Source organism: Rugamonas sp. FW305-51, assembly GCF_058786935.1.
This window is the reverse complement of sequence record NZ_JBYSZG010000038.1, coordinates 11016-30287: the sequence shown is the minus strand read 5'-3', so window position 1 is coordinate 30287 and position 19272 is coordinate 11016. Positions and strand designations below refer to the sequence as shown.

Annotated in this window: 13 protein-coding genes; 1 reads left to right on the top strand and 12 read right to left on the bottom strand. The window is 66.7% G+C overall.

All coding sequences use genetic code 11. The annotated features are described in order from the left end of the window. Positions 1-46 precede the first annotated feature (46 nt). The 7 genes from AC3WOS_RS21680 to scpC all read right to left on the bottom strand — a co-directional run bounded on the left by AC3WOS_RS21680 (position 47) and on the right by scpC (position 5257). Positions 47-340, bottom strand: a complete 294-nt coding sequence (locus AC3WOS_RS21680) for a hypothetical protein (RefSeq protein ID WP_492718440.1) — start codon at positions 338-340, stop codon at positions 47-49. Positions 341-512: 172 nt separating this feature from the next. Further along, positions 513-1070 (bottom strand): GNAT family N-acetyltransferase, encoded by a 558-nt coding sequence (locus AC3WOS_RS21675; protein WP_492718439.1) that lies wholly within the window; start codon positions 1068-1070, stop codon positions 513-515. A gap of 28 nt (positions 1071-1098) precedes the next feature. Then, positions 1099-1569 carry a GNAT family N-acetyltransferase gene (locus AC3WOS_RS21670; RefSeq protein WP_492718438.1) on the bottom strand — a complete coding sequence of 157 codons (471 nt, stop codon included), beginning with the start codon at positions 1567-1569 and terminating at the stop codon, positions 1099-1101. A 108-nt stretch (positions 1570-1677) separates the two neighbouring features. After that, positions 1678-1971, bottom strand: coding sequence for a hypothetical protein (locus tag AC3WOS_RS21665; RefSeq protein ID WP_492718437.1), 294 nt, complete (start codon positions 1969-1971; stop codon positions 1678-1680). 23 nt (positions 1972-1994) lie between these two features. Further along, a complete protein-coding gene (locus AC3WOS_RS21660; protein ID WP_492718436.1) occupies positions 1995-2465 on the bottom strand; it encodes a CYTH domain-containing protein in 471 nt (156 codons plus the stop codon). Positions 2466-2467: 2 nt separating this feature from the next. Then, complete coding sequence (locus AC3WOS_RS21655) at positions 2468-3589, bottom strand: M14 family metallopeptidase (RefSeq protein ID WP_492718435.1); 1122 nt, start codon at positions 3587-3589, stop codon at positions 2468-2470. A gap of 177 nt (positions 3590-3766) precedes the next feature. Beyond that, positions 3767-5257, bottom strand: coding sequence for a succinyl-CoA:acetate CoA-transferase ScpC (gene scpC / locus AC3WOS_RS21650; protein ID WP_492718433.1), 1491 nt, complete (start codon positions 5255-5257; stop codon positions 3767-3769). Positions 5258-5356: 99 nt separating this feature from the next. Between scpC and AC3WOS_RS21645 the strand changes: the two genes are divergently transcribed. Further along, positions 5357-6247: a LysR family transcriptional regulator gene (locus tag AC3WOS_RS21645; RefSeq protein WP_492718432.1), complete on the top strand. Its 891-nt coding sequence runs from the start codon at positions 5357-5359 to the stop codon at positions 6245-6247. A gap of 24 nt (positions 6248-6271) precedes the next feature. On the opposite strand, the gene AC3WOS_RS21640 is transcribed toward AC3WOS_RS21645, so the two are convergent. The 5 genes from AC3WOS_RS21640 to cphA form a co-directional block, all read right to left on the bottom strand. Further along, positions 6272-7345 (bottom strand): patatin-like phospholipase family protein, encoded by a 1074-nt coding sequence (locus AC3WOS_RS21640; protein ID WP_492718502.1) that lies wholly within the window; start codon positions 7343-7345, stop codon positions 6272-6274. A 136-nt stretch (positions 7346-7481) separates the two neighbouring features. Next, the gene (locus AC3WOS_RS21635) at positions 7482-8948 is read right to left on the bottom strand and encodes a catalase (protein ID WP_492718430.1); all 1467 of its coding nucleotides are present in this window, start codon (positions 8946-8948) and stop codon (positions 7482-7484) included. A gap of 119 nt (positions 8949-9067) precedes the next feature. Continuing rightward, positions 9068-15235 (bottom strand): Ig-like domain-containing protein, encoded by a 6168-nt coding sequence (locus AC3WOS_RS21630; RefSeq protein ID WP_492718429.1) that lies wholly within the window; start codon positions 15233-15235, stop codon positions 9068-9070. A gap of 142 nt (positions 15236-15377) precedes the next feature. Next, positions 15378-16031: a phage tail protein gene (locus tag AC3WOS_RS21625; RefSeq protein WP_492718428.1), complete on the bottom strand. Its 654-nt coding sequence runs from the start codon at positions 16029-16031 to the stop codon at positions 15378-15380. Positions 16032-16597: 566 nt separating this feature from the next. Then, complete coding sequence (cphA, locus tag AC3WOS_RS21620; RefSeq protein WP_492718426.1) at positions 16598-19168, bottom strand: cyanophycin synthetase; 2571 nt, start codon at positions 19166-19168, stop codon at positions 16598-16600. Positions 19169-19272 lie beyond the last annotated feature (104 nt).

The window sequence follows — 19272 nt, the reverse complement described above, 5'->3', positions numbered from 1 at the left end:
GCTGGAACGCGGTGCCGGCAGCTCTGGCTTGCAGGCCGGGCCGGGCTTATTGTTCGTGTGTTTCATATTCAATGCCGCCCAGGTACTTGAACATGAAGTTGTAGAACGCACAGCCGATGACGATCATCACATAACCCATGACAAAATAGACGACTGGGAAAACCAGGAACATCGCGACCGGTGGCTGGGGAATCGGATTGCCATGCGGATCGATACCCGCCGGAATAAAGGACATGACCACGGCCATGGGCACGGCAAAGATCAGCGAACTGAGCGCCATGAGCGCTGCGAAGACCTTGCCGTTTTGATGTGGCGAAAAACGCGAAATTTGAATTTTCATCTTTCTTCTCCATTGAGATGGCTGGGACTTACCAGCGGGGTCAGTTCCGGCAATTGGATAATTTACGGATCGCACCCTGTTTGCTCCATTTTCCAGGACTCGACCATGCGCTTGCGTGGGACCAGAAACTATCCTTGCTTCAAAGGCCAGGCGGGATCGCCAGGTCCACCGTTCACAGGTTCACCTTCAGTTTGCGGCCGCCGCTGATGGCAAACCCTTCGCGTTCATAAAATGCCAGCGTCCTGTCGAACTGCGGTAGCGGCGGCGTGGTGACCTCCAACCGTGTCCAGCCGCGCGATTGCCCGAAAGCCTTAGCCTGGGACACAAGGCGCAGGCCGAGTCCGCCCGTGCGGTACTCGGGCCGCACGTAAAGTTCAGGGATGGTGCCAAAAGCCCCCTCGGCGTACAGCGCATAGCTTTCGTAAAGGGCAATAAACCCTATCGGCAGCCCCGCCTCGCTACGAGCGACAAAGACAAAATACTTTTCGCGGTCGAGGAAATCGCGCAGCCTGGAGACGGTTTCGGCAAGATGGAAGTTGAATGCCTGGGTGCCGATGGTACGCATGATCTCGGCCAGCAGCTCGCCGACCATGACTGCGAGCTCCTGCGCATCGTCGCCGCCTGCTCTTTGGATTTCGAAATTTTCGTTCAATTCAAGGGGTCCAGTAGGTTTGTCCGGCGGCGCCTGCGTGCGTTCGCTGGAATGGAAAATCAGCCGCCAGTCAACCATCCCGTTTTCACGCAGAATACGCCTTGATTTATTCGATTGCCCCGTGCAGCCGTTTGGTCATGAACACGCTGAAGTCATCCTCGACGTACGCACCGAACGGACCGCAACGGGTGAAGCCCAAGCTTTCGTACAATGTGTGCGCGGGCGCGAACGCGGCGCCACGGCCCGTTTCCAGGCTGACCGAGCGATACGCACGCTTGACCGACTCCATCAGCATCACCTCCAGGATGGCCCTGGCCACGCCCTTGCGCAAATGGCTGGCGGCGGTGCGCATCGACTTGATTTCGGCGTGATCGGCGTCCAGCTGCTTGAGCGCGCCGCAGCCCAACAGCTGGCCGTCTTCCCACGCGGTCCAGAACGTGATGTCCGGCTGTTTGAGCGCCCCCAGGTCGAGAGCGTGAACACTGCCGGGGGGCGAGTTGGCGTGCATGGCGTCCAAATGCGCTTGCAGCAGCGCGTGCACTGCAGGGCGGCTCAGGTCATCCAATTCGATTTGCATCGCGTCCTCGGTATCTGGGTCTCTGGAAATATTGGTAAGATGTTACATCATTTTGACAACCCGGGTTGGGGTGGGTGTCAGCGGGCGCGGCGGCGCCGGGAGCCCGGGCTATTTGGCCGGCTGGCGCGAATCGGAGGGGATGTTGTAGATGATGACAGGCGGCACCGACTGGGGAGTCGCCTGCGGCGCGACCGCCGGCGCTGCTACGGGCGCCTGCACGGTCGGCTTCAGAATATTGCCCATCGCAATGAATAGACCGGCAAATCCAATGAACAGGCCCATGACGGTGGCAACCATCCATTTGTGTATGTCGGCACGCAACGCCTCCAGATCTGCCTTGGTCGCCAAGGTAGGCAGGATAGCGTTGAAATGCGTCTCAAGCGCGGTAAGCCGTTCGTCCATCCCTCCAGCCTAGTACAAAACGTTCAGGCCTGCCAGCTCGTGTAGGGATGGCGTATCAGGTTGGCATTGAGGTAGCGCACGTCCGACGTCACTTCCTCGCCCACCCAGTCGGGCTTGTCGAACGCTTCGTCCTCGCTGCCCAGTTCGATCTCTGCCACGACCAGGGCCGCGTTGGCGCCCAGGAATTCATCGACTTCCCACACGTGGCCGCCGATGGCGATGCGGGTCCGGTACTTTTCGATCAGCGGCTGCTCGCACAGGCCGTCGAGCAGTTCGGCTGCATCGGCCAGCGGGATAGGATACTCCCACTCGCCGCGGCTGGCGCCCACCGTGCGGCCCTTGATGGTCAGCATGGCTTGGCCGCCCTCGATGCGTACCCGCACCACCCGCTCCTTGTGCGAGGACAGATAGCCCTGCCGCAGCAGCACGGGCTGGCCCAGGCTGCGCCAGCCGTCGCCTTGCAGCAGGAACTTGCGTTCGATCTCGACGCCCATGCTCAGTCCAGCGACAGCAGGATAGGTTGCAGGATGGCCGCGCCCAGCGCCTTGCTGCGCGCGCCGTTCCAGCCCACGTGCGGATCGGGCAGGTCGGCGTTGTCCTTGAACGGCATTTCCAGCGTCAGCGACAGGCAGCCGAAGTGGTGGCCCACGTATTTCGACGCCAGGGTCAGCATGTCTTCCTTGTACTTGCTGGCCGCGTAGCCGTACTTGTCCTGGAAGTCCGGGCTGGCCTGCTTGTAGCGGTCGATGAACGCTTGCTGCGAGGCGCGCTGCCCTTCCGTGAAGTTGGTCAGCATCTCATTGCCGGCCACGAAGTTGTACGGCAGCGCTTCGTCGCCGTGGATGTCGAAGAACATGTCGATGCCCGTCTCGTGCATCTTCTGCTTCACGTACAGCACTTCCGGGCTGCGCTCGGCGGTCGGCGTCATCCACTCGCGGTTCAGGTTGGCGCCGGCCGCATTGGTGCGCAGGTTGCCGCGCACGGAGCCGTCCGGGTTCATGTTCGGCACGATGTAGAACACGCAGCGCTGCAGCAGCTTGCGGGCGATCGGGTTGGCGTCGTCCAGCAGCGCGTCGATCATGCCTTCGATGAACCATTCAGCCATCGATTCACCCGGATGCTGGCGGGCGATGAACCAGATCTTCTTTTCCGCCTTGGGGTCACCGATCACCACCAGGTTCATGTCGCGGCCGTCGACCGTGCTGCCCAGGTCCAGCACGCGGGCCAGCGGGTTCTCGGCCACTTCACCCAAGAGGCGCAGGTGGCGCTCGAACGAGTACGGCTCGAAATAGGCGTAGTACACGCTGTCCAGCTCCGGCGTGTGGCGGATGGTCATCACCTGGCCGTCGAACGAGGTCGGCACGCGGAACCAGTTTTCGCCGTCGTAGCTGGCGCAGGCCTGGTAGTCCTCGTAGCCCTTGGCGTAGGTGGCCGTGCCGGCATTCAGGAACTTCATGGTGCAGGCCTGCCCGCGCGCGCCCTGCAGGCGGAAGTGGAACCACTGGTGGATGTCGGCGTGCGAGTCCTGGCGCAGGTTCAGTTCGATGGCGGCGGCGCTGTCCGCGCGCAGCACCTCGATGGCGCCGGAGTCGAAGTTTTGGCTGATTTTGATGGTCATTGCTGGTTCCGTAGGGTTGGAGTTGCCGATGGCGCTATTTTCCGCGTTTTATCGCAATTCTCAAAGTGGCGCACGGGGGCGGATTTCATCAATGACTGAATATTCAACTGCTAAAACGGAAAAAGCCCGGCATTTATTCCATGCCGGGCCGCAGCGACGCCGCCAAGACTATCGCGGTCAGGCGCGCATGTCGCCCTGCTCGCGGTAGCGCGTGTGCCAGGACAGGGCCTGCTCCAGCACGTGCGGGGTCTGGCCGCCGCGCAGCAAGGCCTGCTCGAAGTAGGCGCGCAGCTGCGGACGGTATTCGGGGTGGGCGCAGTGTTCGATGATGCGCGGCGCGCGCTCGCGCGGGGCTAGCCCGCGCAGGTCGGCCAGGCCCCACTCCGTCACCAGCACGTCCACGTCGTGCTCCGTGTGGTCGACGTGGGACACCATGGGCACCACGCTGGAAATCTTGCCGCCCTTGGCCGCCGCCTTGCTGACGAAGATGGACAGCGCGCCGTTGCGGGCGAAGTCGCCCGAGCCGCCGATGCCGTTCATCATGTGCGTGCCGCCCACGTGGGTCGAGTTGACGTTGCCGTAGATGTCGAATTCGAGCGCCGTATTGAGCGCGATGATGCCCAGCCGCCGCACCACTTCCGGATGGTTGCTGATCTCCTGCGGCCGCAAAATCACGCGCTGGCGGTAGTGTTCCAGCTCGCGGATGAACTTGTCGTGCATGGCCGCCGACAGCGTGATGGAGGAGGCCGACGCCATGGCCAGCTGGCCCGAATCGAGCAGCTCCAGCGCGCTGTCCTGCAGCACCTCCGAATACATGGTCAGGTTGCGGAACGGCGAATCGACCAGGCCATGCAGCACGGCGTTGGCGATGGTGCCGATGCCGGCCTGCAGCGGCAGCAGCTCCGGCCCCATGCGCCCGGCCTTGACTTCCCCTTCCAGGAAGGCGATCACGTGGCGCGCGATGGCGTCCGTCTCCGCGTCCGGCGGCAGCGCGTTGGACGGGCTGTCCGGACTGTCCGTGATGACGATGGCGGCGATGCGCGACGGATCGACCGGGATCGTGCTCGAGCCGATGCGCTGCCACGGCGTGATCATGGGGATGGCGCCCCGGTGCGGCCGCTCGGCCGGCAGGTAGATGTCGTGCAGCCCTTCCAGCGCCAGCGGCGCGCTCAAGTTGATCTCGACGATCACCTGGCGCGCCTGCTGCACGAAGTTGGCACTGTTCCCGACCGACATGGTAGGCACGATGCCGCCGTCGGGCGTGATAGCCACGGCCTCGATCACGGCGATGTCGATGCCATGCAGGTCGCCCGAGCGCAGCTGCTCGGCCGTCTCGGACAGGTGCTGGTCGATGAACATCACTTCGCCGTTGTTGATCTTGCGGCGCAGTACCGCGTCGCTCTGGAACGGCATGCGGCGCGCCACCACGCCGGCGCTGGCCATCAGGCCGTCGCTGTCGTTGCCCAGCGAGGCACCCGTCACCAGCGTCAGTTGCAGCGCTTCCTGGCGCGAGCGTTCCACCAGCGCCAGCGGCAGCGCCTTGGCGTCGCCGGCGCGGGTAAAGCCGCTCATGCCCACGGTCATGCCGTTGCAGAACAGGCGGGCCGCCTGCTGCGCCGTCATCAGTTTTTCCATCAGCGCCGGACGGCGGATGCGGTCTTCATACATGCTGTGCTCCTCGATCTTCTAAGTTGAATGCAATCGAGTATAGAATTGGCCTTGCATGCACTTTATGACTTATTTTCCCTCAATTCATTCGGAATTTTCATGGATATCCGCGCGCTGCGCTACTTCGTCGAAACGGTCAGGCTGAACAGCTTCACGCTGGCGGCCGAGTCGCTGCACGTGACCCAGTCCACCATCAGCAAGATGGTGCGCCAGCTGGAGGACGAGGTGGGCGCCCAGCTGCTGGTGCGCGACGGCCGCAAGCTGTCGCTGACCGACACGGGCCGCGTGGTCTACGCGCGCGGCGAGGACATGCTGGCCACCATGCGCCAGCTCAACCTGGAACTGCGCGACACCCAGGCCGCCAGAAGCGGCAGCCTGACGGTGGGCATCCCGCCCATGATCAACCTGCTGTTTACGCCCGTGTTGAAGGCGTTCCGCCAGCGCCACCCCGACATCGTGCTGACGCTGCAGGAAGGCACGGGCCAGGCCATCGAGCGCCAGGTGGCGGCCGGCGAACTGGAAATCGGCATGACGGTGCTGCCGGCCGATCCCGCGCTGGCGCTGGAGACGGTGCAGATTGCCAGCTATCCAATCTGGGCGCTGGCGGCGAGCGGCACCTTTCCCAGGCAGCGCGCCACGCTGCCCTTCAAGGCCTTGGCCGGAATGCCACTGGTGCTGCTCAAGGACGATTTCGCGCTCACCCGCAGCCTGCGCGCGGCGTTCCGCGAGGCCGGCTTTACGCCGCAAGTGGCGGCCCAGAGCGGCCAGTGGGACTGGCTGGTGGCGATGGCGTCGGCCGGCATGGGCGTGGCCCTGCTGCCGGAACCGTTCATCCACCGGCTGGCCATCGGCCGGCTCGATACGCTGCAACTGGTGGAACCGCAGTTGCAGTGGCAGGTGGCCCACGTGTGGAACGGGCGCTACCTGTCGCACGCGGCGCGCGCGTGGCTGGACGTGTGCCGCCAGGTGCTGGGCGCGCCCACGCCCTGATGCCGCGGCAGAGCAACGCGCCGCTCAGGGCGCCGGCGGCAGCTCGTGGATGGCCACGCCCTCGATGGGGTCGACCTCCGCCTCCCACGGCTTGAGGGCGATGAAGCGCTGGGTGTCCTCGTAGCCGGCCTGCCAGCGCTGGCGTATGCCCTGGGCGCTGAAGTCGATGTCCTTGGTGTGGTCCTCGCCGCCCAGGCGCGGCGCCTTGAGGGCGACGATGTGCATGGTGGTGCCGCAGCCCCAGGCGGACAGCTCGCGCACCTCGGGTGCGGCCGCCGCCTCGTCCGACAGGTGCAGCGTCAGCTGGCGGATCACGTGGCGCAGCCGGTGTAGCTTGCGCTGCTGCTCGACGTTGCCGGCGCGGCTGGCGTACTGGATCTCCTTGTGCTTGTCGAGCACCTCGAGCACGCTTTGCGGCTCGCTGCCGTCCGGGTTCCACACCTGCACGGAAAAGATCACGGAGCTGCGGCGCGGCTCGTCGTCCAGCACGGCCTCGATGGGCGTGTTGGAATAGATGCCGCCGTCCCAGTACGGTTCGCCATCGATGCGCACGGCCGGAAAGGCGGGCGGAATGGCGCCGGACGCCATCACGTGCGAGGCGTTGAGCGTCTCCCTGCGGCTGTCGAAATAGCGCATGGCGCCGGTGCGGGCGTTGACGGCGCCCACGGTCAAGCGCGTGTGCTTGCCGTTGAGGTAGTCGAAGTCGACCAGCGTGTCGAGCGTGGTGCGCAGCGGCGCCGTGCGGTAATAGGCAGCCTGCTCCACGCCCAGCCGTGCCTCCGGCCCCCACCATGCGGAAAAGTTGGGCTCGAAGAAGGCCGGGATGCCCTGCCCCATCGTCACCAGGTTGGCCAGCGCGCGCGGCATGGCCGAGAAACCGAGCGCGTTCTGCTCCATCTGGCCCCAGAACTGGCGCAACCGGTCAAGCCGGTGGTGGGGTGGATTGCCGGCGATGATGGCGGCGTTGATGGCGCCGATCGAGGTACCGATCACCCAGTCCGGCTCCACGCCCGCCTCGTGCATGGCCTGGTACACGCCCAGCTGGTAGGCGCCCAGCGCGCCGCCGCCCTGCAGCACCAGCACCACCTGGCCCGGCATGGACGGATGGGAATGACGGGTGGGAGTACGGTTCACGTGGGCCTCCGCGCGGCGCGCTGCAATCAGTGGGAATACCGATTGTAGTGCAGTTCCGCGCGGCGGCCCATGCGCACGACGCGCCGTCGTTACGCCGTCGTTACGCCGGCTTGACGCCGCGCACCGCGAGCGCGGCCCGCACCCCGGCGCCGTAGGCCGGATCGGCACGGTCGAACAGGGCCAGCTGGCGCTGCACGATGTCGGCCGGCACCTGGCTGAGCGGACCGGCCAGGTTGTCGAACAGGTTCTGCCGCGCCTGGGCCGGCATCAGGCGGAACAGGTTGCCAGCCTGGGTGGTGTCGTCTTCCTGGCCGCGGCCGTCGTAGCGGCCGGCGCCGCCATGCAGCGCCAGCGCCGGTTCGCCGTGGCCCAGGCCGGACGGATGGCTGCCCTCGGCCGCCACGGTGGCGTAGTTGGGCGCGGCGCCGCCGTTCTGGATCGCCATGGCGCCGTCGCGCTGGTGGTTGTGGAACGGGCAGCGCGGCGCGTTCACGGGCAGGTGCTGGTGGTTGGTGCCCACCCGGTACAGCTGCGCGTCATGGTAGGCGAACAGGCGGCCTTGCAGCATCTTGTCGGGCGAGTAGCCCATGCCCGGCACGGCGTTGGCGGGCGAAAAGGCGGCCTGCTCCACTTCGGCGTGGTAGTTGTCGGGATTGCGGTTCAGTTCCAGCACGCCCACCGGCAGCAGCGGGAAGTCCTGATGCGGCCATACCTTGGTCAGGTCGAACGGATTCCAGCCGGTGCGCGCTTCCCACTCGGCCAGCTGCTGTTCCGTGGCCACCTGCAGCTTCACGTCCCACTGGGGGAAGCGCCCTTCGGCGATGGCGCCGAACAGGTCGCGCTGGGCGTAGTCGGGATCGGCCCCGGCCAGCCGGCCCGCTTCGGCCGCGCTCAGGTTGCGGATGCCCTGGCGCGTCTTGAAGTGCCACTTGACGTAGACCCGCTCGCCGGCCGCGTTGATCAGGCTGTAGGTGTGGCTGCCGAAGCCGTCCATGTGGCGGTAGCCGTCCGGCGTGCCGCGGTCGGAGAACAGCATCGTCACCTGGTGCAGGCTCTCGGGCGCCTTGCTCCAGAAGTCGAACATCATGGTGGCCGATTTCAGGTTGGTCTGCGGATCGCGCTTCTGGGTGTGGACGAAATCGGGGAACTTGATGGGATCCTTGATGAAGAACATGGGCGTGTTGTTGCCCACCAGGTCCCAGTTGCCTTCCTCCGTGTAGAAACGGATGGCGAAGCCACGCGGATCGCGCTCGGTGTCGGCGCTGCCGCGCTCGCCGCCCACGGTGGAAAAGCGCACGAAGGTGGCCGTCTGCTTGCCCACGCCGGCAAACAGCCTGGCCCGCGTGTAGCGCGAAATGTCGTGCGTGACGGTGAAGGTGCCGTAGGCGCCCGAGCCCTTGGCGTGCACCACGCGCTCGGGGATGCGCTCGCGATTGAAGTGCTGCAGCTTCTCGATCAGGTGGAAATCCTGCAGCAGCAGCGGGCCGCGCGGGCCGGCGCTGGCCGAGTTCTGGTTGTCGGCAACGGGAATGCCGGAAGCGGTGGTGACAGGTGGTTGATGGCGCATGGCGTAGCTCCTCAGCTGGGTGAACAATGGGACTAGTCTATGCACCATCGACCATAAACAAAAGCTATATATTTATATGATCTCGATAGAAAATATAAATGACACACCTCCCGTCCGCATCACACCAGCCACAAGCCCTGTGTGCCGAACTGGGCGTCGGCCACGTCCTGCTGCGCCACCCAGGCCCCCACCAGCTCGGCGCGCGTATGGCCGCCCAGGTAGGCCGTCCATTGCGCACTGCCGCCGGCGGCGCTGTCGGCCAGGCCGCTGTTGGCATACAGTGCGTGGACAAAGCTGGCGTCGTCCATGGCACCGTAGTGCGCCTTGAACTCGTCGGAGCCGGCAAAGCCGGCCGCCAGCTGGCTGGCACCGGCGTGCAGGTCCAGCCACCATGACATGCCGGCCAGGTCGGCCGTGCGGTCCAGCACGGCCTCGTACAGCAAGCCCACGGTCTTCAACGTGGCCGTCCCGGCCTGGGTAAAGCGCAGGTCCACCGTGCCGTCGCTAAAGCTGCCCAATTCGATGCCGCTGATGGTATCGACGTCGCTGTTGCCCTTGTCGGCCACATGGATCGCGCCATCGCTGCCCAGCAGCAGCTTGTAGTCGGCCAGCTTGCCGCTGTAGACCACCGTGTCGGTGCCGGCACCGCCCACCAGCACATCGTTGCCGGCGCCGCCGTCGAGGCGATTGTCGCCCGCCCCCGTGATCCAGCTGCCCTCGTGGCTCACGTTGGCGCTCCCGACCAGCTGACCGGCGCTGCCATTTTCCAGCGTCCGGTGCTCGGCGCTGGTGGCCACCCCCAGCAACACCTGGTCGCGGCTGGCGGCCGGCTGGGCGTCGGCGCCATCCAGCTTGGCGAGCCAATAGGCCAGTCCGCCCGCATCGGCCGCGCGTCCCAGCGCCTGCTGGTACAGCTGCTGCACGAAGGCCTCGTTGCTCATCTGGCTCAGCCCTTCCGCCAGCCATTCGGGCGACTGCAGGAAGCCGTGTGCGATCTCGGCAATGGGCCGCCCCGTCTGCAGCCAGTAATTCAGGCCCGGCAAGTCCGAGGCGCGGCCGAACGCGGCGTGGTACAGCAGCGCCAGATCGGCCAGTTGCGATGGCGTGGCGTTCAGGAAGGCCAGGTCGGCGTCGGCCCCGTTCAGCTCGGAGCGGGCCAGCGACTCCGTCTGGTCCGGCGCGAACACGGCCGTCTGGTGGCGGGCCGACAGGACGCCGTCGCTGCCCAGGTAGAACTGCCACGCCCCCTGGCTGCTGCGTCCGCCCTGCAACACGTCGTTGCCGGTGCCGCCCACCAGCGTGTCGTTGCCGATGCCGCCCACGACGATGTCGTCGCCGCTGCCGCCGTCGAGCTGGTCGTTGCCGCCGGCGCTGCCGACGATGTCGTTGCCGCCACCGCCGTACAGCGTATCGTCGTCGGCGCCCAGCAGGATGTTTTGCGACGCGTTGTCGCCAATCACGTAGTTCTGGCCGTCGCCGCCGCGCAGCGTGATCGCCCCCACCACGGCGGAAAAGTCCACGTTGTTCAGCTCCAGCACCGAGCCGCCGGGCAGGTGGCTGGCATCGATCACCAGCCCGATGGCCGTGCCGTTGGCCGGCCCGCCCGGCGGCGGCGTGGTGGAACTGCCGTCGATGTGGATGGTCTGCGGGCCGCTGCCGCTGGCCACGGTGGGCACCAGGGTCTGGGTCTGCAGCAAGGTGCTGCCGGCCAGATCGTGCAGGAAGTTCGTGCCCTGCCCCGTCATGTCGTGCTGCACGGGCGAATCGGTGTCGGTCTTCTGCTCGATGCGGCGGATCAGGTCCAGCAGCGCCTGCTCATTGCTCAGCAGCGTGGTGGGGCCGCTGGCCTCCAGCCCGGTGCCGCTGGGCAGGCTGACCGTCAGCGTCGTGACATGGCCGGCCGGCGTCGTGACGCCGAGCGGAATGTCGGCCAGCCCGGGGTTGGGCGTGGATGGATCGTCGGGCCGGGTTGGCACCACCACCGGCACCGTCACCTGCGCGTTGGTCAGCCCGGTGGCCGGGTCGGTACTGGTCACCGTGGTCAGGGGCACGCCATCGACCGTGCTCGGAACGGCGGGCGGTTCGGCCGGCGCCGGCGCCGTGCTGACCGTGTACGGGTTCGAGGAGATGGTGCCGCTGGCGGCGTTGCCGGCCTCGTTCAACACCCCGGCGCCGTTCAGGGTGAGCACGTTGCCGGCCGCGCTCACGCCCGTCTCCGGCGTCAGGGTGGCGGTCCAGGTGACGCCGCCGTCGCTCGAGGCGACGGCGCTCAGCGTGCCGTGGCCCACCGTCAGGTCGCTGTTGTCGAAGCCCGTCACCGCCTGCGAGAAGGTGATGGTGACCACGCTGGTGGCGCCCACGCCCAGCGTGGTGGTGGCCACGGCGATGGTGGCCGTGGGGCGCACCGTGCTCACTGTGTAGTTGCCCGAATCCGTGCTGCCGCTGCCGGCGTTGCCGGCCAGGTCGGCCACGCCCGTGTTGTCGAGCGTGACCAGGTTGGTGGCGTCCGTCACGCTGGCCGTGGGCGTCAGCGTGGCGGTCCAGGTGGTGCCGCCGTCGGCCGAATTGAGCGTGGAAATGGTGCCGTTGGCCACCGTCAGGTCGGCCGCCGTCAGCCCCGCCACCGCTTCCGAGAAGGTGATGGTGACGAGCGACGTTTCGCCGGCCAGCAGGGCGCTGTCGGCCAGCGTCACGGTGGCCGTGGGGCGCACCGTATCGACCGTGTAGTTGGCCGTATCCGTGTGGCCCACGCCGGCCATGCTGCCCGCGTTGACGACGCCCGTGTTGTCGAGCCGGATGATGTTGGTGGCATCTGTCGTGCCGGCCGTGGGGGTGAAAGTGGTGGTCCAGGTGACGCCGCCGTCGGACGAGGTGACGGCCGTCAGCGTGCCGTTGTCCACCGTCAGGTCGGCATTGGAAAAGCCCGTCACGGCCTCCGAGAAGGTGATGGTGACGGTGGCCGTGTCGCCGATCTTGAGCGCCGAGTCGCTGAGCGTGACGGTGGCCGTGGGCACCATGGTGCTGACGGCGTAGTTGTTGGAATCGGTGGTGCCGCTGCCGGCGTTGCCGGCCAGGTCGTGCACGCCCGAGTTGTCCAGCGTGACGACATTGCTGGCGTCCACCACGCCCAGCGTCGGCGTCAGGGTGGCGGTCCAGGTCACGCCGCCGTCGGACGAGGCCAGGCCGCTGACGGCGCCATTGGCCACCGTCAGGTCGGCCGTGGTGAAACCCGTCACCGCTTCCGAGAACGTGATGGTCACCAGCGACGTGTCGCTGCCCTGCAGGTCGTTGTCGGCCACCACGATGGTGGCGGTCGGCGCGACACCGTCGATCACGTAGTTGGCCGAATCGGTGGTGCCGCTGCCCGCGTTGCCGGCCGCATCCGTCACGGCCGTGTTATCGAGCGTGATGACGTTGGTGGCGTCGTCCACGCTGGCCGTGGGGGTGTAGGTGCCGGTCCAGGTGATGCCGCCGTCGGCGGAGCTGAGCGTGCCGAGCGTGCCGTTGGCCACCGTCAGCGCGGCGTTGGTCAGGCCCGTCACCGCTTCCGAGAACGTGACGGTGACGAGCGAGGTTTCGCCGGCTGCCAGCGCGCTGTCGGCCAATACCACGCTGGCGGTGGGACGGGCCGTGTCGACCGCGTAGTTGTTGGAATCGGTGCTGCCGCTGCCGGCGTTGCCGGACTGGTCGCTCACGCCCGTGTTGTCGAGCGTGACGAGGTTGGTGGCATCGGTCACGCTGGCCGTCGGCGTCAGGGTCGCGGTCCAGGTCACGCCGCCGTCGCCCGAACTGAGGCCGCTCACGGCGCCGTTGTCCACCGACAGGTCGGCCGTGGTGAAGCCCGTCACCGCTTCCGAGAAGGTGATCGTCACCAGCGACGTGTCGCCGATCTTGAGCGCCGTGTCGGCCACCGCCACCGTGGCCGTGGGGCGCACCGTGTCGACCGCGTAGTTGGCCGTGCTGGTGCTGCCGCTGCCGGCGTTGCCGGCCAGGTCGCTCACGCCTGTCTTGTCCACCGTGATGACGTTGGTGGCGTCCTCGGTACTGGCCGTGGGCGTGAAGGTGGCGGTCCAGGTGGTGCCGCCGTCGGACGTACTGAGGCCGCTCACGGCGCCGTTGGCCGCCGCCAGGTCGGCCGTGGTGAAGCCGCTCACCGCTTCCGAGAAGGTGAACGTCACCAGCGAGGTGTCGCCGATTCTCAGCGCGGTATCGCCCATCCCCACCGATACCGTGGGCGCCGTCGTGTCGAGCACGTACGCCTGGCTGGCGGCGCTGCCGTCGTTGCCGGCCAGGTCCGTCACCTTCAGCTTCAGGGTGCTGCTGCCGGCCAGCGTGACGCCGGTCCAGCTGACGGCCGTGCCGCTGGCCATGGACGTGATGTCGGTCCAGGTGGCGCCGTTGTCGAGCGAGCCATACAGCACGTCGGTGCCGCCCAGCGCGCCGCTCAGCGTGGCGCTGACGGTCTGCGCCGCCGTCTGCGTGATGCCGTCCGACGCGCTGCCGCCCGTGTCGGCCGACAGCGCGATGGCGCTCACGGTCTGGGTCGGCGCCGTGTTATCGATGGTGACGCTGAGGGCGCCGCTGGCGGCGCTGGTCAGGCCGCCCGTGGCCGACGTCACCTGGGCGTACACGTCGTAGCTGCCGTCGCTCACGCCGCTCGTGTTCAGCCCGGAGACGGTCCAGCTGCCGTTGCTGACGGTGGCCGTGGCCGTGGGATCGGTGCCGGCGTCGTAGCTGTGGTTGCCGTTCTGGTCGAGAAACACGCGCACCACGCTGCTGCTGTCGCCGGCCGCGCTGGTGCCGCTGAAGGCGATGCTGCCGCCCTTGAGCACATTGTCCGAATTGCTGGTGCCCGAATCGCTGGCGCTGGCCAGGTCGGGCGTGCCCGGCGTGGCCGGGGTGACGCTGACGGTGATGGTGCGGGTGGCCGTGAGGATGCCGTCGTACACCTGCACGGTGAAGCTGTCCGTGCCCGCATAACCGGCCGCGGGCGCGTAGGTGATGGTGCCGCCGCTGGTGATGGCGGTACTGCCGCTGCTGGCCGTGGCGCCGGTAAAGCCCAGCGTGCCGTGGCTGGGGGCACTACTCTGGCTCCAGGTCAGGGTCTGGCTGCTGTCCGTGTCGCTCACCTGCAGCAAACTTGCAATGCCGGCCGCGCTGTCGTTTTCCGTCATCGACAGGGTGGTGGTGGCGCCGACGAACGTGGGCGCGATGTCGGGCAAGTGAATGTTTTCCAGCTTGATATCGTCGAGCGCCACGACGAGATTGCTGTTCGATTGCAGGGTCAGGGTAACGGACGATACCCCGTGCAATACCGAGTCGGAGAAAGTCTTCGCGATGGCCGTTTCCGTGGTGCTGATGAACGAGAAGTTCACGACATCATTATTGTTGGTAGTGAGCCGCATCAGGGTCGGATCGACGCTGTTGGCGGTCAAGTCCAGGATGCTGAAACCGGTCAGGTCGAACACTTTGCCGCCATCCACCGAAAAAGTGATGGTGGTGGTATTCATATCGTCAAACGTCATCCCGTAGACGTTGCCGGAAAAATTGATGTAGTTGGCGCTGTAGAGGTCCATCGGTGTCGCCACATAGATCAGGACGTCGCCATTGGGCGTCAGCCTCAGCGTATCGCTGCCCACGAGCTGTCCCCCGACCGCCGCGCCCGAGCCGATGCCGGCGGCCGGGAACACCCCGGCAGTAAAATCGAAGGTCGAGGTCGACAACAACCCGCCATAGCCCTCCAGCGCGCCGTCCGCCCCCAGCGACGGGGTGGCGACCGGGCCGCAATACCGGTCGAGCCGCCAGCTGCCGCCACGGCCGCTGGCGCCCACCGGTCCCGTGGACGCGGCCACACTGGCGCCCGTGGCCCGCGCCAACGCGTCGAGCAGTGCCGCCCCGCCCGCGCCCGCGCCGGCGTGACAGCCGTACAACAACAGATCGGCGTCGTCGCTGAGGGCGCCGGCAATGGCCGCCAGCTCGGCCCCACGGCCAGCCAGCGTGGCGGCATCGAGCCGCAGGCTGCCCAGGGCCAGCGTGCCGGGCGAGCCGTGCGATACCAGGTGCAGCGCGTCGACCCCGTGCCGGCCCTCCAGCTGGCGGGCCACCTGGGCCAGCCCGTCCCTGCTCCCGTCGAGCAGATGCACTTCCAGGCCGGGCGCGAGCCCGTCCAGCAGCACCTGCAAGTCGTCGAGCGTGCTGTCGATGAAAACGATTTGCCGGTGCGGGGTATGGCCCGCGTGGCCGCAGTGCAGGCTGACGGGGGCGCAAGAGGCTAGCGAACGATACATGGCAGTAGTCCTGTTCAGTTGGGCCGGGTGACGCAGACGCACCGGCTGCGCCGCCCGGCCCGGAAGCCGGACGGCGACGGTCTGGCAATGGCGCGGCACGGACGGCTCCGTGCCGCAATCAGCATGGCGTGGCCTTGGCGGCTCAGGGGCGGGTCGGATAGATGCCGTTCAAGGCGATGATGTAATTGAGCGCCAGCCCCGGTTGCAAGGTGCTCACCGACACCGGCACGTTGACCGTGACCGGCAGCGCCGTCCCGGACCCCGTGTTGGCGTTGACCACGGTGCCGCCGCCGGCCGGCACGCTGACCGAGAATGGCTTGAGCGTGGTGTTGGCCGCATTGGCGCTGTAGACCTTGGCCGGCGTCGTCCCCACCATGCTCTTGCCCATCACCAGGCTCGGGCCCGGCACATTGTCCGTCTCGCCGGTGCTGTCGGCGGGTATGGCGATGCTCACCGAGGAGGTGCCGCCGCCGGGGGTGAAGGTGGCCGTGTGGGTGTGGCTGGGCAGGTTGTCCACGCCGATGTTGACATTGCCGGTGCCCACCGCCGTCACGGTGGCGGTGGCGGCGCCGGTCTGCTTGCCCACGCCGTTCATGGCCGTGGTCCCCACCGGCACCTTGGAGCGCAGGTCCGGCAAGGCGAACGTGTTGGGGCTGGTGCCGCCATAGGTATTGCCGATCAGGGAAAACAAGGCCTGGTAGTCGGAGACCTTGTAGACGCTGCCGTCGCACAAAGCCCAGCCCTCCGGTACCCACAGGCCCGGCCACAGGATGATTTGACCAATAAATGGATCCATTGCGTGCTCCTCATTCGTTCGATTTGTATAACAGGGAAACCCGGTATATAACTAGCAAACAAACAGCAACTGGCGACTGCGGCAAGCTGGAATAATATTCCCCGCCTGCCGAAATATCATGCCACAGCAATTCAAAATGATGCACATAAAAAACAAAATATATATGTCAGGTATTTGATTTGGCGAATTTAACGGATGAGAATCCGAGAGAATTATTATGCAAGTAAGTAATACTCCATTGCACAAGAATTCCCTTGAATACGGGCCTCCCGCCCCAGGCCAGCCATGCCTGACGGCGACGGCGGCGACGGCATCGATATTATGCTGGAATGAATCGAGGCCGGCCATTTCAGGATGGGAGTTATTAATCCGGCCGGAATAAAAATAGTAATATTGAATGATGCAAAATAATCGGAGCGGCGCAAGGCGGGAAATAAGCGGGCGGCAGCGACAGAATATCAAGCCGCAAGCTTATTCGAATGACGGAGGGATCTGGATGTAAAACGGCCGCTGGCGCACCGGGGACTCCGGTGCGCCAGCGGCCGCGTGCTGCGTGCCGGCGACAATCAGGCTTCGGCGATGCGCCGGGCGATGTGGGCCAGCGCTTCCTCCACCTGGTCGACCAGGATCAGGCATAAATCGCCCTCCTGCAGGCGCGCCAGCGCCGTGTCGATGGCGAGGAACTCGCCTGTGATCTCGGCGATGTGGCTGGTGCGCGGCGCGCCGTCCAGGCCCGCACGCAGCAAGGCCACCACTTCACCGTCGACCCGGCCGCGCTGGCACTGGTCCTGGTACAGCACCACGTCGTCGAAGGCGCGGCCCAGGATTTCCGTCTGCTGCGTGATGTCCTGGTCGCGGCGGTCGCCGGCGCCCGAGATCACCACCGCGCGGCGCTTGGCCGGCATGGTTTCCACCGCCTGCACCAGGGCCAGGATGGCGTCCGGATTGTGGCCGTAGTCGGCGATCAGGGTGGCGCCCTTGTAGTCGAACACGTTGAAGCGGCCCGGCGCGTTGTCGCTGTCGTTGGCGAAGGTCTTCAGGCCCAGGCGGATGGACTCCCAGCTGATGCCCACGCCCCAGGCGGCGGCCACGGCCGCCATCACGTTCTCGACCTGGAAGCCGATGGTGCCGTTGCGGGTGATGGGCACCTGGGTCAGGTCCACCTGATGCATCTGCTTGCCCTCGACGGCCACCAGGTGGCCGTTCTCGACGTAGATGGTGCGCCGGCCCTGTGCCACATGGGTGGCGATCACCGGGTGGCCCCGTTCGGCGCCAAAGAAGATCACCTTGCCGCGGCAGTTGGCGGCCATGCCGGCCACGATGGGGTCCATCGCGTTGAGCACGGCGAAGCCGCTTTCGGCCACGTTCTGCACGATCACGCGCTTGAGCACGGCCAGGTCTTCCACCGTGGTGATGTAGTTCAGGCCCAGGTGGTCGCCGGTGCCGATGTTGGTCACCACGGCCACCTTGCAGCGGTCGAAGGCCAGGCCTTCGCGCAGCACGCCGCCGCGGGCCGTCTCGAACACGGCCGCGTCCACGTCCGGGTGCAGCAGCACGTTGCGCGCGCTGCGCGGGCCGCTGCAGTCGCCGCTGTCGGTACGGCGCCCTTCGATGTAGACGCCGTCCGTGTTGGTCATGCCGGTGCGCAGGCCGGAGGCCGTCAGCAGGTGGGCGATCAGGCGCACGGTGGTGGTCTTGCCGTTGGTGCCGGTGACGGCCACCACGGGGATGCGGCCATCCTCGCCTTCGGGGAACATGCTGTTGACGATGGCTTCGCCCACGGCGCGGCCCTTGCCGTAGGACGGCGAGAGGTGCATGCGCAGGCCCGGGGCGGCATTCACTTCCACCACGCCGCCGCGCTGGTCTTCGATCGGCTGCAATACGCCGTCGCACACCACGTCCACGCCGCAGATGTCGAGGCCTATCATCTGGGCCGCTTCCACCGCGCGCGCCGCCACTTCCGGATGCACGTCGTCGGTGACGTCGGTGGCGGTGCCGCCGGTCGACAGGTTGGCGTTGTTGCGCAGGATCACGCGCTGGCCCTTGGACGGGATCGAGTCCGCCTCCAGGTCCTGCAGCGCCAGCCGGGCCAGCGCAATGTCGTCGAACTTGATCTTGGTGAGCGAGGTCGAATGGCCGCTGCCGCGGCGCGGGTCGGCGTTGACCTGTTGTACCAGCTCGCGCACCGTGTGCACGCCGTCGCCCACCACCTGGGGCGGATCGCGGCGGGCCGCGGCCACCAGCTTGTCGCCGATGACGAGCAGGCGGAAGTCGTTACCGGGCAGGAAGCGCTCGACCATGATGTCGTCGCGGAATTCGCGCGCAGTGTGGTAAGCCTTGGTCAGCTGTTCGCGCGTCATGACGTTGACCGTCACGCCCTTGCCCTGGTTGCCGTCCTTGGGCTTGACCACCACCGGCAGGCCGATGTCCATCGCCGCGGCCCAGGCGTCGTCGGCGTCGGCCACCGAACGGCCGATCGGTACCGGCACGCCGGCTGCGTGCAGCAGCTTCTTGGTCAGTTCCTTGTCCTGCGCGATCGATTCGGCGATGGCGCTGGTGCTGTCCATTTCCGCGGCCTGGATGCGGCGCTGGCGGCTGCCCCAGCCGAACATGACCATGCTGCCTTCGGTCAGGCGGCGGAACGGGATGTCGCGCGCCACGGCGGCGGCCACGATGGCGCCCGTGCTGGGGCCCAGGCGCACGTCCTCGTCCAGGTCGCGCAGCTCGGCCAGCGCGCCCGTCAGGTCGAACGGGGTGTCGGCCACGGCCGCGTTGATCAGGTTGACGGCCAGCTCCAGCGACAGCCGGCCCACCGCCTCTTCCGTGTATTCGACCACGGTCTGGTAGATGCCCGGCTCCAGCGTCTGCGTGGTGCGGCTGAAGGTGACGGGGCAGCCGGCCTGCGCCTGCAGGCACAGGGCCGCCAGTTCCAGCACGTGGGCCATGGGCACGGCGTCCGTGTGGCCGGTGGGCTGCAGCGCGCTGAGGGCCGGGAAGCGGGTCCGCAGGCGGGCTTCGAAACCGGACATCAACTCGATGTTCTGCTCTTCGGGGGTGCAGGATACGATGGCCTCAACCGCCGTGTGATGACTCCAAAGATTGGGGCCGCGCAGCGCGCGGGTGCGTATGACTTCCATAAATCTGCTTATCCTGTCGTGTTTTTCGTCGTGGCGCCTGGCTCCGGAAGGCCCGCTTCCGGATGGCCGACACCATCGCTGGTGCCGGCCGGCGGCGCCTGGGC

Bases quoted from the DNA above. Each gene is read 5' to 3' on its own strand.
- AC3WOS_RS21665 (WP_492718437.1), bottom strand. From the start codon at position 1,971: ATGGACGAACGGCTTACCGCGCTTGAGACGCATTTCAACGCTATCCTG.
- AC3WOS_RS21660 (WP_492718436.1), bottom strand. From the start codon at position 2,465: ATGGGCGTCGAGATCGAACGCAAGTTCCTGCTGCAAGGCGACGGCTGG.
- cphA (WP_492718426.1), bottom strand. From the start codon at position 19,168: ATGGAAGTCATACGCACCCGCGCGCTGCGCGGCCCCAATCTTTGGAGT.
- AC3WOS_RS21625 (WP_492718428.1), bottom strand. From the start codon at position 16,031: ATGGATCCATTTATTGGTCAAATCATCCTGTGGCCGGGCCTGTGGGTA.
- AC3WOS_RS21655 (WP_492718435.1), bottom strand. From the start codon at position 3,589: ATGACCATCAAAATCAGCCAAAACTTCGACTCCGGCGCCATCGAGGTG.
- AC3WOS_RS21675 (WP_492718439.1), bottom strand. From the start codon at position 1,070: ATGGTTGACTGGCGGCTGATTTTCCATTCCAGCGAACGCACGCAGGCG.
- AC3WOS_RS21635 (WP_492718430.1), bottom strand. From the start codon at position 8,948: ATGCGCCATCAACCACCTGTCACCACCGCTTCCGGCATTCCCGTTGCC.
- AC3WOS_RS21640 (WP_492718502.1), bottom strand. From the start codon at position 7,345: ATGCCGGGCCAGGTGGTGCTGGTGCTGCAGGGCGGCGGCGCGCTGGGC.
- AC3WOS_RS21630 (WP_492718429.1), bottom strand. From the start codon at position 15,235: ATGTATCGTTCGCTAGCCTCTTGCGCCCCCGTCAGCCTGCACTGCGGC.
- AC3WOS_RS21670 (WP_492718438.1), bottom strand. From the start codon at position 1,569: ATGCAAATCGAATTGGATGACCTGAGCCGCCCTGCAGTGCACGCGCTG.
- scpC (WP_492718433.1), bottom strand. From the start codon at position 5,257: ATGTATGAAGACCGCATCCGCCGTCCGGCGCTGATGGAAAAACTGATG.
- AC3WOS_RS21645 (WP_492718432.1), top strand. From the start codon at position 5,357: ATGGATATCCGCGCGCTGCGCTACTTCGTCGAAACGGTCAGGCTGAAC.
- AC3WOS_RS21680 (WP_492718440.1), bottom strand. From the start codon at position 340: ATGAAAATTCAAATTTCGCGTTTTTCGCCACATCAAAACGGCAAGGTC.